General features: G+C 60.3%; 21 protein-coding genes. 10 read left to right on the top strand and 11 right to left on the bottom strand.

Annotated features, from left to right (window positions below):
- Window positions 1-7: 7 nt before the first annotated feature.
- The 5 genes from B1781_RS02345 to B1781_RS02325 form a co-directional block, all read right to left on the bottom strand.
- Window positions 8-832: an endonuclease/exonuclease/phosphatase family protein gene (locus tag B1781_RS02345; protein WP_078118141.1), complete on the bottom strand. Its 825-nt coding sequence runs from the start codon at window positions 830-832 to the stop codon at window positions 8-10.
- Window positions 833-834: 2 nt separating this feature from the next.
- Window positions 835-1,476 (bottom strand): thiol:disulfide interchange protein DsbA/DsbL, encoded by a 642-nt coding sequence (locus B1781_RS02340; protein ID WP_164513222.1) that lies wholly within the window; start codon window positions 1,474-1,476, stop codon window positions 835-837.
- 260 nt (window positions 1,477-1,736) lie between these two features.
- Window positions 1,737-2,342 carry a c-type cytochrome gene (locus B1781_RS02335; RefSeq protein WP_078118139.1) on the bottom strand — a complete coding sequence of 202 codons (606 nt, stop codon included), beginning with the start codon at window positions 2,340-2,342 and terminating at the stop codon, window positions 1,737-1,739.
- A 90-nt stretch (window positions 2,343-2,432) separates the two neighbouring features.
- Window positions 2,433-2,744 (bottom strand): c-type cytochrome, encoded by a 312-nt coding sequence (locus tag B1781_RS02330; RefSeq protein WP_078121883.1) that lies wholly within the window; start codon window positions 2,742-2,744, stop codon window positions 2,433-2,435.
- Window positions 2,745-2,883: 139 nt separating this feature from the next.
- Window positions 2,884-3,348 carry a hypothetical protein gene (locus tag B1781_RS02325; protein WP_125931834.1) on the bottom strand — a complete coding sequence of 155 codons (465 nt, stop codon included), beginning with the start codon at window positions 3,346-3,348 and terminating at the stop codon, window positions 2,884-2,886.
- Window positions 3,349-3,489: 141 nt separating this feature from the next.
- Between B1781_RS02325 and B1781_RS02320 the strand changes: the two genes are divergently transcribed.
- Entirely contained in the window at window positions 3,490-4,236 is a 747-nt protein-coding gene (locus B1781_RS02320) for a ferredoxin--NADP reductase (protein WP_078118137.1), read from the top strand.
- A gap of 31 nt (window positions 4,237-4,267) precedes the next feature.
- Here B1781_RS02320 and B1781_RS02315 read toward each other — a convergent pair whose 3' ends face one another.
- On the bottom strand, window positions 4,268-4,705 hold the full coding sequence (locus tag B1781_RS02315) for a PilZ domain-containing protein (protein WP_334223856.1): 438 nt from the start codon (window positions 4,703-4,705) through the stop codon (window positions 4,268-4,270).
- Between the two features lie 96 nt (window positions 4,706-4,801).
- Window positions 4,802-5,494 (bottom strand): pseudouridine synthase, encoded by a 693-nt coding sequence (locus B1781_RS02310; RefSeq protein ID WP_078118135.1) that lies wholly within the window; start codon window positions 5,492-5,494, stop codon window positions 4,802-4,804.
- 120 nt (window positions 5,495-5,614) lie between these two features.
- On the opposite strand from B1781_RS02310, the gene B1781_RS02305 reads away from it, so the two are divergent.
- From B1781_RS02305 to B1781_RS02285, 5 genes are all read left to right on the top strand, one after another.
- Window positions 5,615-6,199 carry a CBS domain-containing protein gene (locus B1781_RS02305; RefSeq protein ID WP_164513221.1) on the top strand — a complete coding sequence of 195 codons (585 nt, stop codon included), beginning with the start codon at window positions 5,615-5,617 and terminating at the stop codon, window positions 6,197-6,199.
- Window positions 6,200-6,258: 59 nt separating this feature from the next.
- Window positions 6,259-6,609: a hypothetical protein gene (locus B1781_RS02300; RefSeq protein WP_125931832.1), complete on the top strand. Its 351-nt coding sequence runs from the start codon at window positions 6,259-6,261 to the stop codon at window positions 6,607-6,609.
- Window positions 6,610-6,668: 59 nt separating this feature from the next.
- Window positions 6,669-6,959, top strand: coding sequence for an EF-hand domain-containing protein (locus B1781_RS02295; RefSeq protein WP_078118132.1), 291 nt, complete (start codon window positions 6,669-6,671; stop codon window positions 6,957-6,959).
- A 113-nt stretch (window positions 6,960-7,072) separates the two neighbouring features.
- Window positions 7,073-7,204 (top strand): DUF3149 domain-containing protein, encoded by a 132-nt coding sequence (locus B1781_RS02290; protein ID WP_078118131.1) that lies wholly within the window; start codon window positions 7,073-7,075, stop codon window positions 7,202-7,204.
- A 540-nt stretch (window positions 7,205-7,744) separates the two neighbouring features.
- Window positions 7,745-8,989: a diguanylate cyclase domain-containing protein gene (locus tag B1781_RS02285; RefSeq protein WP_078118130.1), complete on the top strand. Its 1,245-nt coding sequence runs from the start codon at window positions 7,745-7,747 to the stop codon at window positions 8,987-8,989.
- A gap of 8 nt (window positions 8,990-8,997) precedes the next feature.
- Here the strand turns inward: B1781_RS02285 and B1781_RS02280 are convergent, their stop codons facing one another.
- Together B1781_RS02280 and B1781_RS02275 are read right to left on the bottom strand one after the other, a co-directional pair.
- Complete coding sequence (locus B1781_RS02280; protein WP_078121882.1) at window positions 8,998-9,888, bottom strand: DMT family transporter; 891 nt, start codon at window positions 9,886-9,888, stop codon at window positions 8,998-9,000.
- Window positions 9,889-10,182: 294 nt separating this feature from the next.
- Window positions 10,183-10,368 carry a hypothetical protein gene (locus B1781_RS02275; RefSeq protein ID WP_078118129.1) on the bottom strand — a complete coding sequence of 62 codons (186 nt, stop codon included), beginning with the start codon at window positions 10,366-10,368 and terminating at the stop codon, window positions 10,183-10,185.
- Between the two features lie 576 nt (window positions 10,369-10,944).
- Here B1781_RS02275 and B1781_RS02270 point away from each other — a divergent pair.
- From B1781_RS02270 to B1781_RS02260, 3 genes are read left to right on the top strand one after another with little or no spacing between them, the layout of a single operon-like run.
- Window positions 10,945-11,706, top strand: a complete 762-nt coding sequence (locus tag B1781_RS02270) for a (Fe-S)-binding protein (protein WP_078118128.1) — start codon at window positions 10,945-10,947, stop codon at window positions 11,704-11,706.
- Entirely contained in the window at window positions 11,703-13,124 is a 1,422-nt protein-coding gene (locus tag B1781_RS02265; RefSeq protein ID WP_078118127.1) for a LutB/LldF family L-lactate oxidation iron-sulfur protein, read from the top strand. Before B1781_RS02270 ends, B1781_RS02265 begins: the two co-directional genes overlap by 4 nt.
- On the top strand, window positions 13,117-13,761 hold the full coding sequence (locus B1781_RS02260) for a LutC/YkgG family protein (protein ID WP_078118126.1): 645 nt from the start codon (window positions 13,117-13,119) through the stop codon (window positions 13,759-13,761). Before B1781_RS02265 ends, B1781_RS02260 begins: the two co-directional genes overlap by 8 nt.
- A 15-nt stretch (window positions 13,762-13,776) precedes the next feature.
- Here B1781_RS02260 and B1781_RS23080 read toward each other — a convergent pair whose 3' ends face one another.
- Window positions 13,777-14,229 carry a tellurite resistance TerB family protein gene (locus B1781_RS23080; protein ID WP_164513220.1) on the bottom strand — a complete coding sequence of 151 codons (453 nt, stop codon included), beginning with the start codon at window positions 14,227-14,229 and terminating at the stop codon, window positions 13,777-13,779.
- A 390-nt stretch (window positions 14,230-14,619) separates the two neighbouring features.
- Here B1781_RS23080 and B1781_RS02250 point away from each other — a divergent pair, with 390 nt between their 5' ends.
- On the top strand, window positions 14,620-14,946 hold the full coding sequence (locus B1781_RS02250) for a PilZ domain-containing protein (protein WP_078118124.1): 327 nt from the start codon (window positions 14,620-14,622) through the stop codon (window positions 14,944-14,946).
- A 72-nt stretch (window positions 14,947-15,018) separates the two neighbouring features.
- On the opposite strand, the gene B1781_RS02245 is transcribed toward B1781_RS02250, so the two are convergent.
- The gene (locus B1781_RS02245) at window positions 15,019-16,344 is read right to left on the bottom strand and encodes a glycerophosphodiester phosphodiesterase family protein (protein ID WP_078121881.1); all 1,326 of its coding nucleotides are present in this window, start codon (window positions 16,342-16,344) and stop codon (window positions 15,019-15,021) included.
- Between the last annotated feature and the right edge of the window lie 50 nt (window positions 16,345-16,394).

Below are 16,394 nucleotides of genomic sequence, written 5' to 3'. Positions count from 1 at the left end.
CCGGTGCTCACGCAGCCAGACGGAGCCCCTCCGGCAACAGCAGTTCGACGCAGATCGGCAGGTGATCGGACAGCGCATAGTCAACGACGCGCGTGTTACGCACCTCGAGGGTCTGCGATACCAGGATGTGATCGATACGACGCACCGGTCGCCAGCTGGGGAACGTGGCCTGGTCGCAGGCGGGTTCGGTAAGCCCTGCCTTGTCGATGAACGAACGCACCTCGGTGCTTTCACAGCCGGCATTCAGATCGCCCATCACGACGATGTGGCGATGCTCACCGACCAGTTCATTGATGAAATCGAGTTGGCGTGCGCGCACGCGCCGGCTCAGTGCCAGGTGCATACTGCATACGACCAATGCATCCGGGCCTTCGCCGAATTCGAGCAGCATCGCGCCACGGCCATTGCCCGGCGGCAGACGGTGATTGCTTACACGCGTCGGGCGGATGCGGCTGAGAAAGCCATTGCTGTGTTGGGCTAGCAGGCCCATGTTGCGATTGACCTGGCGATACCAGTGCTGATAACCGCTGCGGTGAGCCAGGTACTCAGTCATGTCGACGAAACCGCTGCGCAGGCTACCCGAATCGACTTCCTGCAGGCCGACCAGGTCGTAACCACGCAGCATCTCGGCGATCAGGTTCAGGTTGCGCAGGCGTTCGCGGTTGGGCAGCAGATGCTTCCAACCCTTGGTGACGTATTCGCGATAATGGCGGGTATCGATGCCGGCCTGGATGTTGTAACTCAGCAGGCGAAGACTGCGCCCGTCGGCCGCCGTGGGCTCAACGGCTTCGTCCTGATACGGCGCATTCATGGCGGCTCCCAGACCCAACATCGTTATTTTGCCTGCTCCTGGCGTTGTGCAAGAACCTTATCGACCATGTGATCCGCAACTTCAGTCATTTCCTGGTAGCTGGCGAATCCCTTTCCACTACGATAGCGCCCATCGACGACCAGCGCAGGAACACCGCGTATGCCGTAGCGACGCATCAAGGCGCGTGCACGATTGACCTTGGCCGCCACCGCAAACGAATTCATGGTGCGCGAGAACTGTTCGATGTCCACGCCGTTTTCTTGCAGAAACGCCTCGATTTCCGCCAGCGAGCGCAGCTTGAGCTTCTGCACATGCATCGCGTGGAACAGTTTCTCGTGCAGCCGCTGCAGTTCACCCATGCTCTCCAGCGAATAGTACATCTGGGCATGCAGGTCGGCCGCACCACCGAACATCACCGGCACCTGTGAGAATTTGACGTTTTCGGGCAACGATTGCGCCCACTGCGAGACGGTAGGCTCGAAGTCGCGGCAGTGCGGACAGCCGTACCAGAAGAACTCAACCACCTCGACTTCGTTGCCAGTACCAACGGCAGGTTGAGGTTGGATCGGTACGTATTGCAGACCCTCTTCGAACGACTTGGCGATCGACGGTGCCGTCGCGAGTATCACAAGGCCGCTCAACAAGGCCGCTAGCAGTTTTTTCACAGTTTCGACTCCGGTTTTCATTCACCGCCTATCAGACCGGTGCGAGCGCCCTGAGTTCAGCGACAACTTTTTGTTCGATGGGGCATTTTTGCCCGTAAAGACGACCCGTCGCAACCGCAAAAGCAAACTTGAGCCAAGCGCGACGCAAGGATCACGGACGCGTCTCACGACAACAGCGACGTACAACTGATTTTGCCGGCACAGGGGCACAAAAAAAGGCGGCCGAAGCCGCCTTTTTCGACGTCAAGCGTCGCTGTCGATCAATGCAGTCCCTGAACGTACTGGGCGACTGCTTCGATCTCCGCGTCGGTCATCTTGGCCGCGATGTTGCGCATCATGGAGCCTGCATCGTTGGCACGCGCACCGGCGCGGAAGTCCTTGAGCTGCTTCATGGTGTAGTCGGCATGCTGACCGCTGAGGCTGGGGAACTTCGCCATCGGATTGCCGGCGCCGGTCGGGCCGTGGCACGCGGCACAGGCCGAAACGCCACTGGCGCTGTTGCCGGCACGGTAGACGGTCTCACCCGCAGCCACCTTGTCTTCGGCAGCCTGGCCTTCGGTCGCTTTCTGTTTGGAGTAGAAGGCAGCGAGGTCTTCCATGTCCTGATCGCTCAGCGCGGCGGCCATGCCGTTCATGGTCGCGTCTTTACGCTCACCACTCTTGAACTCTTTAAGTTGTTTGACGATGTAGTCGGGATGCTGACCGGCAATCTTCGGAAAGTTCGGAGCAGCACTGTTGCCGTCGGTTCCGTGACACGCCATACACGTGGCTGATTTCGTTTTGCCCGCTTCGGCATCACCGGCAGCGTGCGCAGTACCCAGCGCAGCGACGCTGGCGAGAGAGACCATCAACAACAACTTTTTCATATCTGTCATCCGACTAGGGTTGTGTATATATGTTTCAGCCTCGGGACCGGACCCACATTGCAGTCCTGTCCCGAAACCCTTGGTGCAACCTTATTTCAACGTCGCGACGTAGGCGGCGAGGTTGTCGATGTCCGCGTCGTTCAGACCGGCGGTCATCGCTTTCATGGTCGCGTTGTCGCGTTTGCCCGATTTGAAGGCAAGCAACTGCTCTTTGACAAACGCGGCATCCCGGCCCGCAAGTTTCGGGTACTTCAGTGCCTCGTTGCCAGCGCCGGTCGGACCATGACAACCTGCGCACACGGCGAATTTTGCTTTACCGGCAGCGACGTCGCCTGCAGCGACAGCGGTGCCGATCGATCCCGCCAACATCAAGGCTACGGCGGCGATAACGCACTTCTTCATCTCTTTCATCTCCTGGCCTGTCCAGTCTTTTTTTGTCGTGAAAGCCCGTAATTCGGGTGAGCCGAGCCTGCTTAATTCGGCACGCGTTTATATCAGAATGCACTTAATTAGGCAAACTAACCACGCTCCCATTAGGGCTTTAGGGGCGCACGGTGTGGAACGCAAAAGGCACTTCAAGTCGCTGATTAGCTTCCAAAAGTACCGCTGCCTCCCATTCCATCCGCTTTTGACTGCACACCGGAAGGATGGTTTCGCCCTCCCACATGCCATCCGCCGATTTGTTCAGGACGGTACGGTTCAATCCCATCTCCATGTTCAGCCCGCGAATCTCCACCACAACCGCGGTGGGCTCAAGACCCTGCGCACTGACGATCAGGCGCAGCGGCTTCATCAATGGAATGCTCTCCGGCGCGATCGCGAAAACGACGCCGCCGCCCGGCACCGGCTCGCGACACGGGCCCGCTCGCAGGTTGCACAGATGCTGCGCTTCGACGCGCGTGTAATCGGATTGCGAGGTCTGCCAGTAGCGGGCGCCGAAGTAAGCCGCCGCGCTGAGGGCGACCGCAGCGACCAGCACAAACAACCCTCTCGTCTTTTCGCTCACCGCTCACACCTCATCCGTTTCCTGCCGCCCGCCAGTCTGGCGATTCCCCAATACCCGGCGAGGGCCCGGGTTGCTTTCGCGCCGCAGGCCACTAGCTTGCAGTAGGGAGCGCGCATTTTAGAACCAACGAGGCGGAATTACATGACCCGATGGATCGAGGGGCGGATTGCCCGTAAAACCCGGTGGAACGACACCCACTATTCGCTCGCTATCGACGCCGAGGCACCGACATTCACCGCCGGCCAGTTCGTGCGCATCGGCCTGGATATCGGCGACGAGCGTGTCGGGCGGCCCTATTCGTTGGTCAACCCGCCGCAAGAGCCGCTGCTCGAGATATTTTTCAACACCATTCCCGAAGGGCCTTTGAGCAACCGCTTGGCGGCGTTGGATACCGGGGACACGATCTGGCTGACCGACGCGGCGAACGGCCTGTTGACGCTTTCAGAGGTTCCCGACGAAAGCAAAGACCTCTGGTTGCTCGCTACCGGCACGGGCGTGGGGCCCTTCCTGTCGATGCTGCAAACGGCCGAACCCTGGGAGCGTTTCGACAAAGTCGTGCTGGCCTACGGTGTACGCCAGACCAAGAACCTCGGCTATCTCGACCTGATTGAACGCTTTACTCGCGAGCACCCGGACAAGTTCCATTTCGTGCCGTTCGTAACCGCCGAATCAGTGGAAGGGGCATTCAACTGCCGAATCCCGGAAACCCTCGCCAACGGCGCGCTGGAACAACGCCTGGGGTTGCAATTGCAGGCAGAACGCAGCCACGTGATGTTGTGTGGCCATTCGGGCATGATCAGCGACGCGGTCGAGATCCTCGAATCACGCGGACTCAGACGTCACCGGCGCAAACAGCCGGGACACATCAGCACCGAGAAATACCACTGAATCATCAGAAACGGGCGCTGCGAACGCAGCGTCAGTGCAGGCCGGGAAACTTGTCGGCGAAGCGCTCGATCCATTCCCGCGCGGCCTCTTCGCTGGTGAGGTAACGCCCCTCATCCTGCTGAACCTGCTGGCGATAGTCTTCGATGTAGCACAACTGCTCCACCATGCGCACGCTGAAGCGATCCTGTGAGGTGGTGAAGCGCACGCCAATCTCGAAGCCGCTGCCCGCCGGAGCCGGACGACACCAGGCGACGCTGCCTTCCACCTCGAATTGCTGCCCGAGCACCGGGATCGTTACCCGGATCAATACGCCGGCATCCAGTTCGATCTGCGAGGCGAAACACAGACCGCCTTCGCTGACGTTGCGCAGGTATTCCTCGCGCCGCGGCATGTCACCCTGGATATCGAATCGAATCGGCATCCTCGACGGATGACGAATGTACTGCCTTTCAGCAAACGGAGTCTTCACGCGATGCTTTCCCATGCAGCGTCCATACCCGGTCGTTGTTGGTTGCTTATTTGACCGTTTAGCGGCTCGCTAGCAGTTTAGTCCATTCATTCACATCTAAGCCAAACAATCGCGTTCTTCGCGAGTGAGTTCACGCCATTGCCCGGTCTGCAATCCGGCATCGAGATGAAGGCGGCCAATGCGCTCACGATGCAGGCTCAAAACCCGGTTGCCGAGTGCGGCAAACATGCGACGGACCTGGTGATACCGACCTTCGGAAATCGAGATCTTCACCTGCGTGGCACACAAGCGTTCAAGAATGGCCGGTTTGGTTGGCTGGGCCTCGTTACGCAGCAGCAAGCCCGCCGCCAAGCGCTGCTCGGCATCCTCGACCAACGGCTCGGCCAGCTCGGCCACGTAGGTTTTGTCGATCGCGTGTTTCGGTGACGCAATGCGGTGCGACCAGGCGCCGTCATCCGTCAGCAGCAACAGGCCGCTGGTGTCCTTGTCTAGGCGACCGACCAAGTGAACGCGCGCGGCGAGTTCCGGTGGCAGCAGCGACAACACGGTTGCCTGCTCGCGATCCTCGGTGGCGCTGAGCAATCCGCAAGGCTTGTTCAACATCAGGTAGACGGGACGCGGTAGTTCGAGGCACAGATCGCCGCGGGTAACTGTTTCGGCTTCACCGACCGGGCGCGCGGCATCCTTGGCGACCTCGCCGCCAACGCTGATTTCCCCGCGCCGGATCAGCAACCGCGCCTGGCTGCGCGATATCCCCGCGGACTGACTGATGAAACGGTCCAACCTCACGTCTGCTTACCTCGGCCACATTGCAAAATCGTGTTCCCGACCTACCTTTGAAGTGATAACGACGAGACAGATGCCGTGATTCCTGCCCCGCCGGAAATGTACATTCTCCGGAGACCGCCGATGAGTCAATTCCGCACCCTTACCGCAGGCACACTCGACAGTGGCGCCAAGTATCAACGCCCGCGCCAGACGCTGCCCGACCACGTCACACTCGACAGCCCGGCAATGGATGTGATGACCGATCTGGCCAAGGTCGCGGCTGAGACCGTGCCGGCCAACGCCTCGGTCGACGAAGCCGAGGAACGCATGATCGCCAGCGGAGTCCGTCTGCTGTTCGTTACCAATCAGCTCAATCAGGTGATTGGCATCGTCACGTCGAAAGATCTCAGCGGCGAAAAGATCCTGCGTTACATCAACGACTCGAACAGCGCACGCAAAGACCTGATCGTGCGCGACATCATGACCCCGCAACACAAGGTCGAGGTGCTCGAGATGGGCGACGTCGCCACGGCACGCGTCGGCGACATCGTCGCGACCATGAAACGCATGGGACGACAGCATGCCCTGGTGGTCGACCGGAATGCCGATAATCGACAGACGATCCGCGGCCTGTTGTCTACCACGCAGATCAGTCGACAGCTCGGACAGGCGATCGAAACGACTGACATTGCCGGAAATTTCGCCAATCTTGCGAACGCGGGTTGATCGCTGACGCGGCTGCGGGGGTAAACTTCCGCCGATATGATCAGGCAGGTAGCAAGCGCGTGAAGTTTTCCCAGGTTCGCCCCGGCGCCCGTTTCGAGTTCGGTGGCACCGTCTACACCAAAACCGGCCCACTGCAGGCCAGCGCCGAAGGCTCTGCGGTCAATAAACTCATCCCACGATCCGCTGAGGTTGTGCTGCTCGATGCGAGCGGCGCGCCGGTTGTGATGAAGCTGCCGGATACGCTCACCAGCGACAGCGTCGAAAAGGGCGTCGCAACATTGTTGGAGAGCTACGCGCGATCGTTGGGTAGAATCGAACCGAAGCTGAGCGACGAGCAGAAAAACCGCCTGATGGACGCTTTGCACGAAGCGCATCAGCACTTCGTACACACCCTCACGCTCGAATCCTGATACCCGCTCGCCGGATCGGCGCAGCCCGATCCGACCTGAATCAACGGAGACCCCACCTGGTGAAAAAAGCCTTAATCGTCGCCGCGCTGCTCAGCGCCCCCGCCTTCGCTCAACAGCCCCCGCAGATGCCGAACCTGGAAGAGATGTTCTTCAAACAGTTCGACGCCGACGGCAACGGTGAAGTCAGCAAGCAGGAATTCATGAAGCCGACCGAAGCGCAGTTCGACCACATGGACAAGAATGGCGACGGCAACCTGGATAGCAGTGAAGTCGCGGCGTTCAACAGCGAAATGAAACAACGCATGCAGGAGATGCAACAGCAGATGCGTCAGCGCATGCCGCAACGTTAACCTGTGATAACTAACCCGGGCAGGCAAAACGCGCGCGATTGACGATTGTCAGATCGCCGCGGCCGAACTGGGCCTAGCATGATCGCCATCCTCAACCGTGTGCGGAGGCTGTCATGGAACTGTTCTCAGAATTGTTTTCCGACTGGGTCGGCATTCTGTCTTTCGGCGTTATCGCCTTCATCCTCGTCATGGGCGGGTTCTTCCTCTGGTTCTTCCTGTCGCGCTCGTCTGACCCGAACGCCTGAGCTGCCCTCAAATGGCGGCCTTCGCCCAGGCTGCAGTTCGCCTGGGCGATCCGCACCATGAAGTCGTCCCTGCACTGGACCGGCGGGCGGTCTTGCCTCGCTGAAAACGCCGCGCTCAGCCCCTCGGCAAACCCGTCCGTCCGTGGCCGTTCGGCTGCCGCCCCCCCGCACCAAGCGATACACCGTAAGCCGATTAACCTAGGTTTCGGCCGGCAATTTCCGACGGGCCTATACTGAAGCCGTGGGTTTTGTACCGGGGCGTTTCCGGCGTGATGTTGTGTGCCGAGTGGCGCAGCTGCTTTCACTGAGTGACAGCCCGTATCCACGCACCACCCCATGCCGGGCACCCCATGAGCAGGAGCGAACCGGCACTGCCGATCGGCCGATAGTCTTTGAATTCCCAAATATCAGTAAAACGCCCTACGGCCGCTAACGTTGGGAGGACTCCGGCAACCGGTTGGTACCGGCCACGGGTTCGGCTGTCTGGCATTTGAGGTAACGCCCACCAACGGGCCCGAGAAACGAGAGATCCACCGGCACATGCCAACCGGGAACCGAAAACGAACCAAGTTGCTGGCGAGTTGCGATCCGCACGACGAACACGCCCAGACAGCAACGATCGAGCAGATGGTGCAGCAACGGCTGGTGCGCCAGATGTTGGCGAGCGTCCAGTCGACGCTGGTCGCCGGGCTCGTGGTTTCGTACGCGGTGGCCCTGGCGGTTTACCGCACGATTCAATCGGACTACGTGCTGCTGTGGATCGTCGCCATGACCGCCCTCACCTTCGGGCGTATCGGCTATATCCGGCTGCTGAGAAAAAAGCAGAATTCGAGCAGCCCTGAATGCGTCGGTCGGCAATATGCCCTTACCTCGCTGTTGGCGGGGCTGGCCTGGGCATCCATCATCTTGCTGGATCACCCAGATCACCCGATCGCGACCCGCCTGTTGATCCTGATCACACTGCTTGCCATGCCGGTCGCCAGCCTGTCGTCCAATGCGATGTACCGGCCGGTGTTCTATGCGTTCTCGGTACCGATCTTTGCCGGGATGCTGGCCTGGTCGTGGTGGTTCAGCCCCGAGGTCAATATCGAGTTCGTGCTGATTTCGATCGGCTACATTGCCTTGGTGGCGGTCATGGCCAACCGCTATAACGAGAACCTCAAGCGCAGCATCCAGCGCGATATCGAAAACGAACGCCTGCTGCACGAGGTGAGCAGCATGAACGCGGAACTGCAGCGGCTGGCCTATGAAGACCCGCTAACCGGCCTGTCCAACCGGCGGAGCTTCGAGGAGTCGGCCACCGAACTGCTGCAACGCCTGCGCGGCGGCGATGTGATCGCCCTGATGCTGATCGACATGGACAACTTCAAGTGGATCAACGACTCGCTCGGGCACGCCGCCGGAGACGAGGCGCTGGTGACCCTGTCGCGACGTATCGACGAGAATTCACGGCTGACCGAAATGATCGCCCACACCCAGATGGGTGCCGCACGTATCGGCGGCGACGAGTTCATCGTGCTCTACCGTATCGCCACCGAATCGGAGGTCGAACCGCTGGCGAAACGCATCCTGGATGCCGTCACCGCGCCGATGTCGTTCGATGGCATCGACTACGAACCCAGCGTGAGCATCGGCATCGCGCTCGCACCGACGCACGCAATGACGCTCGACGAACTGCTCAAGCATGCAGACACGGCCATGTACCAGGCCAAGAGCCGCGGCGGTCACTGCTATGTCGTCGCCAAGGTGCCGATGGAACCCACCGGCACCCAGGCGAGCGCCTGATACCGCGCTCAATTGGTCGCGGCCGACCTGCCTCGACGCCATCCATCTCCCCACTGATAGCTGGCAAGGCCGGCCATGATCACCAAGGCGCCCATCCATTCACGCGCAGTCACCGCTTCACCGTTCAGCCATTGGCCGATCACCAGCGCAATAACCGGGGTGACCAGCGTGACCAAGGCCACGCGGCTGGCGAGGCTATGGCGCAGTACGTAGAAGTACAGGGTGAAACTGAGCACCGAACCGAACACCGCCAAGTAGAGGATCGAGCTCAGCGTGCGTTGCGAGACATCGTCCGGCCACTGGCCGTCGCCGGCCCACCAGGTGAGCAGGTAGAGCGGCACCGCAACGATCAACGCACCGGTGGTCGTCTCTAGCGGCGGCGTACGCTCGCCGAGCCGCTTGACCAGCACCATGCTCAGCGAGTGCGCGGCGACCGAACCCAGGATCGCGAGCATGCCCCACAAGGCCGACTGGCCGAACGCCGGTGCCTGACCAAAGATCACCACCAGGCCGGTCAAGCCAAGCAGCATTCCCAACACGCGAAACGGCGTGAACACCGGTTCGTGCAACCACACGGCCGCCATCCAGCCGGTGACGACCGGGGTCAGCCCGAACAAAACGGAGACCAGGCCGGAAGGGATCTGCTGCGCCCCCCAGTAGACGCCCGTCATCGCCGCCCACATCCCCAGCCCGGCGACCAGGTAGGTCATGAACGCGGCACGGTGCCAACGCATACGGCGGCTGAACAGCGCGACCAACAGCAGACAGATGACCAGACTGATCACCATCCGCCCGGCCACACCGAACAGAAAGCCCACACCTTCACCGCTCCACTTGATTCCCAACGGGGTCGTTGCCCAGATCAGGATCAATCCTGCATAAGCTGCCGGGACAGACACGTTTTCCTCCTTGCGTAAAAACAAAAAGGCCGCAGCTTTTTGGGCTGCGGCCTTTTCAGAAACAGATGAATAATCTGTTTATAAAGGCACGCCGCCTCCTTTCCAACCGTGCGCTACACGGCGGATATAGAGGCAAACAGACATGGCGAAACCTTTATTCATGGGCTCAGTGTGCATCAGGCCGTTGCCATCAGGCAAGGCAGAAATCACGGTTGGCGAACAACTCGCCGGTATCGGATCGGCATCAAACATTTATGACCGTCGTCGACGTCGCGACGCGGCGACGGCTGTTACTCAGTTGTAACCCGGAATCGCGAGATGCTCCTTCACGCGCGCATCTTCGCAATCTTCATGCGCCAGATACTCGCGCACCATGCGCTTCTCGAACTCTTCCTCGCGATGATGGCGGCGATCGATCCTGCGGGATGCTGCTTTGATTTCATCCCAGCTGGCAGGAATGCCATCGTTTTCAAAAGACATGCAAGCTCTCCTTAGAGCAAAAAAAGTTAAACACGATCTAAGGTGCTGAATATTCAGCACATAGGCACAACCATAGACCAGCTTTCAGGCAGGCGCACCAATATGGTTCGACAATTCGGTGTCGCTTCACACTGGCAACCGCAATGTGCATTTGCACATGCCGGAGTACTACATCGTAAGGCGTGTGATCTTCTGATCGACCGTCGGTTCCACTTCTGTAGACCGGTGTGCGAACTAAACGTTTTCACCCCGTCAGAAGTTGAGCCAGATCATCTCCCGAGACCGACAAACTATTCCTCTCGTCGCATCGCTCGGCCTGTTTCACTGCCCCTACAAGAAACATCATGTCTCGCAACGTGCTTTTCAAGGACTTCGCGTTGCCTTGAACAGCTTGTCGGGCAGCCGGCGTCCATCACCGCTATGCTGGCAGCAGGTCGGGCGCAATCTCGACCGCCCGATACGTCGGCAGCGAGGCTTGCCGCCACATGCATCTTGTCGGTTACGATGCCTGGGGCCGGAGGGACGGCGAAACGTTTCACACACGCGCACAAACTGAGCACACAATCACAACAAGGCATGAGTTCGAATAACGAAAACCCGCCCGAGGCGGCACCGCAACGTATCTACTTCTTCGCCACCTGCCTGATCGATCTGTTGTATCCGAACGCCGGCCTGGCCGGCATGCAGTTGCTGCGCCGCGCCGGGGTCGACGTGGTCCTGCCCGAGGCCCAGACCTGTTGCGGACAACCGGCGTTCAACAGTGGCTACCGCCAGGAGGCCCTGTCGGTTGCCCGCGCGCAGCTTCGCTGTTTCCCCAACGATTACCCGGTCGTGGTCCCTTCCGGCTCGTGTGCCGGCATGATCAAACATCACTGGCCGGAGCTGTTCGCCGGGGAACGCGACGAGCAGCAGGCGTTGCGCATCGCGCGCAACACCTACGAACTCACCGAATACCTGGTCGATATCGTCGGCATCGAGCTGACCGACCTGGGCCGGCCGACCAAGGTAGCCATCCACACCTCCTGCTCGGCGCGCCGCGAGATGGGTGTCGCCGATCGTATCGAGCGTTTGGTCGGACAACTCAGCGCAGTCGACGTGGTGGAGCAGGAACGTAAGGCGGAATGCTGCGGTTTCGGCGGCACCTTTGCGGTCAAGCAGGCCGACGTGTCCGGCGCGATGGTCAAAGACAAAACGGCCGCCTTGAAAGCCACCGGCGCCGATATCGTCGTAAGTCAGGACGTCGGCTGCCTGATGAACATCGGCGGCGCCCTCGATCACCAGGGCGACGACACCAAAGCGCAACACATCGCCGAGTTTCTCTGGGACCGCACCTCATGAATCAGACCGAGGCGTTCCACGAGCGCATCGACGAAGCGCTGCACAACGACCAGATGCGGCGCAACTTCCGCTCGGCGCTGTCGGGCATCCAGGCGAAACGCGAACAACAGTTTCCCGATGACGCCCAACTGCAGGCGTTGCGCGAGCAGGCACGCGCGGTGCGGGCCAATGCGCTGGTCAAGCAACCCGAGCTGCTCGAACAGCTCGAAGCCAAGCTGACTGAGAACGGCATCCGGGTGCATTGGGCGGAGAATCCGGAGCAGGCAAACCAGATCATTGCCGACATCCTCGACGCCGCCACCGCCAAAACGGTGGTGAAAGGCAAGTCCATGGTGTCTGAAGAGACCGGCCTGAACACCTATCTCGAACAGCGTGGCATCGAGGTGGTCGAATCAGACCTCGGCGAGTTCATCATCCAACTGGCCGAGGAACCGCCGTCGCACATCGTCGCGCCGGCGATCCACAAAAACCGCCAGGAAGTGGCACAGCTGTTTCACCGCTTCTACCCTGACCTGCCGTACACCGAAGACATCAACCAGCTGACCGAAACCGCGCGCCAGATACTGCGCGACAAGTTTGCCCACGCTGATGCCGGCATATCCGGCGTGAATTTCGCGGTGGCCGAGACCGGCACGCTGTGCCTGGTCGAAAACGAGGGTAACGGGCGGCTGAGCACGACCGCGCCGCGCGTGCATATCGCGATCACCGGCATCGAAAAGGTCGTCGAGAAACTCTCCGATGTGCCGCCGCTGCTCGAGATCCTCACCAAATCGGCTACCGGCCAGCCGATCACCACCTACTTCAATATGATCAGCCGGCCACGCCAGGCCGGCGAACTGGACGGGCCGCAGGCAGTGCACCTGGTGTTGCTCGACAATGGCCGCACCCGCATCAAGGTCGACGAGCAACTGTTGGATACGCTGCGCTGCATCCGCTGCGGCACCTGTATCAATTATTGCCCGGTGTATGTACAGCTGGGCGGCCACGCCTACGGCACCGTCTATCCCGGCCCGATCGGGATCGCGCTCGAACCGCAGCGGCTCGGCATCGACCAGGTCGGCAGCCTGACCTCCGCATGCACCTTGTGCGGTGCCTGCGGCCAGGTCTGTCCGGTCGAGATACCGCTGCCGAAACTGATCAACCGCCTGCGCGCCGAGGCAGTCAATGCGGGGCGCGAGGCCAGCCCCTTGATCGGTCGAGGCGCACTGCGCAACAAGACAGAGGCAACCAGCTGGAAACTGTGGCGTTTGGTATACGCCAATGCCTTTGTGTACCGCTTGTTCGCGCTCGCCGCGACGCGCCTACGCTGGTTGACGCCGAAGAAACTGGGCGGTTGGACCCGCTACCGTAGCGCACCCAAACCGGCAAAGCGCACGCTGAACGAACTCGCCCGGCAAAAGGGGTTTCGCAGTGAGTAAGACCCGCGACGCCATCCTCAGACGGCTGCGTGACAACCGGCCGACGGACCAGCCGCTACCCTCGCCCTACCGCAAACCGCTTGGCTGGGATAGTGAACAGCGCATTGCATCGTTCACCGAGCGTATGCGCGCCGTGCGCGGCGACGTGTATAGGACCACACCTGCCGACTGGGCGAGAACGGCGGCGAAGCTGTGTGAAGAACGCGGCCTCAAGCAGGCCCTGGTGGGTCACGGACCGATCGCTGACCAGTTCGTTGCCGATGCCTCCGACAGTGTCGACATCCGTCGCTACGCCCAACCGGTCGAGGAATGGAAACCGACGTTGTTCCGTGCGGTCGATGTTGCCGTGACCGGCTGTCGCGCCGGCCTGGCCGAGAGCGGCTCCTTGGTGTTGTGGCCCGACCGCAATGAGCCGCGCCTGATGTCGCTGGTACCGCCGGTGCACATAGCGGTACTCGACGCCACCCGCCTGTACGAGAACTTCGCGGAGATGCTCGCGGTTGAACAGTGGGCTGCCGGCGGCATGCCGACCAATGCGCTATTGATCTCCGGCCCGTCGAAAACCGCAGACATCGAACAGACACTGGCCTACGGCATCCATGGCCCCAAGTCGCTGATCACCCTGATCGTTGAGTAGTGCAGCGCGACGTGGTCAATCCGTGCCGCGCGCGTCGAGCGCCAGGTGCTTGGTGCGGATGAAATCGGAGTGCGACACATACATCAGATCGGCCAGGCGGCGTATCAGCAGTTCTTCGTAGTGGTGAATCTGGCCGTCGGCGCAGGCGACACCCCACAGCCCTTCCATCAAAGCGAGCTTGCGCGGCATATCGAAGTTGCCGTTGATCAGGTCGATCTGCTGGTGCAGCGAGGTGTGCTGTTCGGCCTTGTCGCGCGCGACGTCGACCAAGTCTGCAAGGTCGGCATCGCTCAGACCCCATTCCTTCTGCAGCACCCCCCTGAGTTGGTCGAGCTCGAGTTTATCCAGCGAATGGTCGGATTTGGCGACCTCGATCAGCAGTACCGCGGCCGCAAGGTGTAACGCAGCATCGTTGTCTTGCGATGCTTCGGGCTCGGTCGTGAAAAAGCTTTTGAGTTTGTTCAGCATATCGGTTGGGCACCTGTGGCCAGGCGCAATCATTATTGCGTTTTGATTAGTTGAGACCATCGCAATGCGCACAAGTGCCCAATACGCTGGCCGACCGCGTTCGGCAGACGCCCCGGGCAAATCGGCTGGCGCTGACTGGGCCGGCCCGACGGTTGCACAGTCACCTAGCCGAGCAGTCAAAAGCAAGGCATTGCACCGGCAAAGCAGCCCAAGGGCTCGCCACCGGCAATCGCGATGTCGGCAACATGATCCCATGTCTTCGACAACACGCCACAATAAGGCCGATGCATTACTTTAATTCCTTACGAGGCGTGGCGTCTTCGTCTAGTCTCCCCAAGCAGTGGTGGTCGAATAACGCGTAATCCCAATATCTTGTGAGGAGTGGGACGAATGATCGATTATTCGGAAAAACGGAACTTCATCCGTATGCCGATGAACTGCCCGATATCGATGCTGACGACCGGAAAGGACGAAGCAGACTATGGGCAATTGCTGGACCTGAGCGCCAGCGGCATGCGTTTCATCAGCCCGCGCGAACTCGACCGCGGCGATCGCCTGCAGATCGGCGTCAGACCAATGCGCCCGATCACCCCACCGCTCGAGGCCGAGATCGAAGTGGTGAGGTGCACCGAACGCAGCGACGGCTTCGATATAGCCGCATCGATCGTCGAATTGCAGCCACCGGCCTACGACGACACAAACACGCTACCCATCTGATCGCGCAACACTCAAAAGAACGCCGGCTCACAGCCGGCGTTTTTCATTCAGGGCCGATAGCGACCCGGCCGATCAACGCAACCCTTTGCAGCTGGCGTAATAGGTGACCGTGGCCGGCCAATCACTGAACACACCGATGACGCCGACCTTCTTCGCCAGCGCATCGAGCGCCTTGAACTTGTCGCCCGGTTTCTCCACTGCACCGACCGTCGTCTGGTGGTACCAGTCTCCGCCACCATCGGTCAGGTTCGAACGCTCCAGCGTCCAGGTGATGATCTTCAAGCCGGTACGCTTGGCCATGCGCGCATACAGCGACGGAACGATCTCACCATCGTCGGTCGTCGTCAGCAGCATCCACATCGGCGGCGCGATGATGCGCACACCGGAATTGCTGATCTCCTGCATGTAGCTTCGCAACGCGCGGCGGCTACCCATCAACTCTTCGAACGCCTCTGCCTCCATCGTCTCGTAAGAGTCGTCGAGGTAAACGGCCTGTTTGCCGAAGCGCGGCTCGTTCTGAATCCAGTACACCACGTCTTCGAAATTGAACGATTGCGCATACACATCGCGCGGCGACACACCGGCCTCTTTGTATTCATCGATCATCTGCTGCGCGTATTCTTGTTGTGTGTATTCGCCGTCGTAGGGCATCTCTACACTTGGCGTCTTGAGCTCGGGTGTCATCTTCACGTCCAGTTCCTTGAACAACTCGATGCTTTCCTTGTGCGACATCAGCGTCCCGAGACTGTTGAGCTTGTCGGTTCCGGCATACAGATCGGTGCGCCAATCGGCGGTGCCGCCGACATACTCTTCAACCGTTGTCGCCAGCGGGTTCGAAGCGTCCATCTTTCCCTTCAGGGACTTGAACTCGTCGAGCGTGATATCGCTGGTGCAGCACATGGCGCTGGCAGGCAGTGGTTCACCATTTTCGTCGACCTCGGTGCCGTAAGGGGAAAAAGGCACGGAGCATTTTTCGGCCAGCGGGGTCAGCAGGATGTTGGTCGTGGTATGCAGATCGCACTGCGAATGGCGGCACACCAACTCGCGGTCCTTGGTAAAGGTGACATCGCATTCGACGATACCTGCACCCATGCGCGCGCCGGCGATGTAAGACTCTTTGGTGTGCTCGGGGAACTGCAGCGCCGCGCCGCGGTGCCCAATCGAAAAATCGGTCTTGTAGAAAGGTCCGTCCTTGCACTGCTCGAGCGCATCCTTCAGTTGAGAATCGTCCATGTTGTCGACCAGAAAGAACGGACGCGGACCGAGCTGAACGCTATCAGCGTGCCGCGGAGTATGGTGCGGCTTGGTGTGCTTGCTCGGCTTCCAGTCGCGGTCGAATGCCAGCGCACTGGCGCACAGCGATGCGGACACCGCCAATAGGGTGAGTTTCAAACGCATTTCTTTGAGATCCCCGGTTATTGTTGCGAGTCGCCGGATGTCGGCGAAAT

It is taken from the genome of Thiosocius teredinicola (genome assembly GCF_002009425.1).
Lineage (GTDB): Bacteria > Pseudomonadota > Gammaproteobacteria > Chromatiales > Chromatiaceae > Thiosocius > Thiosocius teredinicola.
The sequence above is the reverse complement of the archived record's forward strand: the minus strand, read 5'-3'. Positions and strand labels throughout refer to the sequence as shown.

Coding starts and splice junctions, on each gene's coding strand:
- B1781_RS02345 (WP_078118141.1), bottom strand. CDS start 832: ATGTTGGGTCTGGGAGCCGCCATGAATGCGCCGTATCAGGACGAAGCC.
- B1781_RS02335 (WP_078118139.1), bottom strand. CDS start 2,342: ATGAAAAAGTTGTTGTTGATGGTCTCTCTCGCCAGCGTCGCTGCGCTG.
- B1781_RS02330 (WP_078121883.1), bottom strand. CDS start 2,744: ATGAAGAAGTGCGTTATCGCCGCCGTAGCCTTGATGTTGGCGGGATCG.
- B1781_RS02320 (WP_078118137.1), top strand. CDS start 3,490: ATGACCCGATGGATCGAGGGGCGGATTGCCCGTAAAACCCGGTGGAAC.
- B1781_RS02305 (WP_164513221.1), top strand. CDS start 5,615: ATGAGTCAATTCCGCACCCTTACCGCAGGCACACTCGACAGTGGCGCC.
- B1781_RS02290 (WP_078118131.1), top strand. CDS start 7,073: ATGGAACTGTTCTCAGAATTGTTTTCCGACTGGGTCGGCATTCTGTCT.
- B1781_RS02285 (WP_078118130.1), top strand. CDS start 7,745: ATGCCAACCGGGAACCGAAAACGAACCAAGTTGCTGGCGAGTTGCGAT.
- B1781_RS02275 (WP_078118129.1), bottom strand. CDS start 10,368: ATGTCTTTTGAAAACGATGGCATTCCTGCCAGCTGGGATGAAATCAAA.
- B1781_RS02270 (WP_078118128.1), top strand. CDS start 10,945: ATGAGTTCGAATAACGAAAACCCGCCCGAGGCGGCACCGCAACGTATC.
- B1781_RS02265 (WP_078118127.1), top strand. CDS start 11,703: ATGAATCAGACCGAGGCGTTCCACGAGCGCATCGACGAAGCGCTGCAC.
- B1781_RS23080 (WP_164513220.1), bottom strand. CDS start 14,229: ATGCTGAACAAACTCAAAAGCTTTTTCACGACCGAGCCCGAAGCATCG.
- B1781_RS02250 (WP_078118124.1), top strand. CDS start 14,620: ATGATCGATTATTCGGAAAAACGGAACTTCATCCGTATGCCGATGAAC.
- B1781_RS02245 (WP_078121881.1), bottom strand. CDS start 16,344: ATGCGTTTGAAACTCACCCTATTGGCGGTGTCCGCATCGCTGTGCGCC.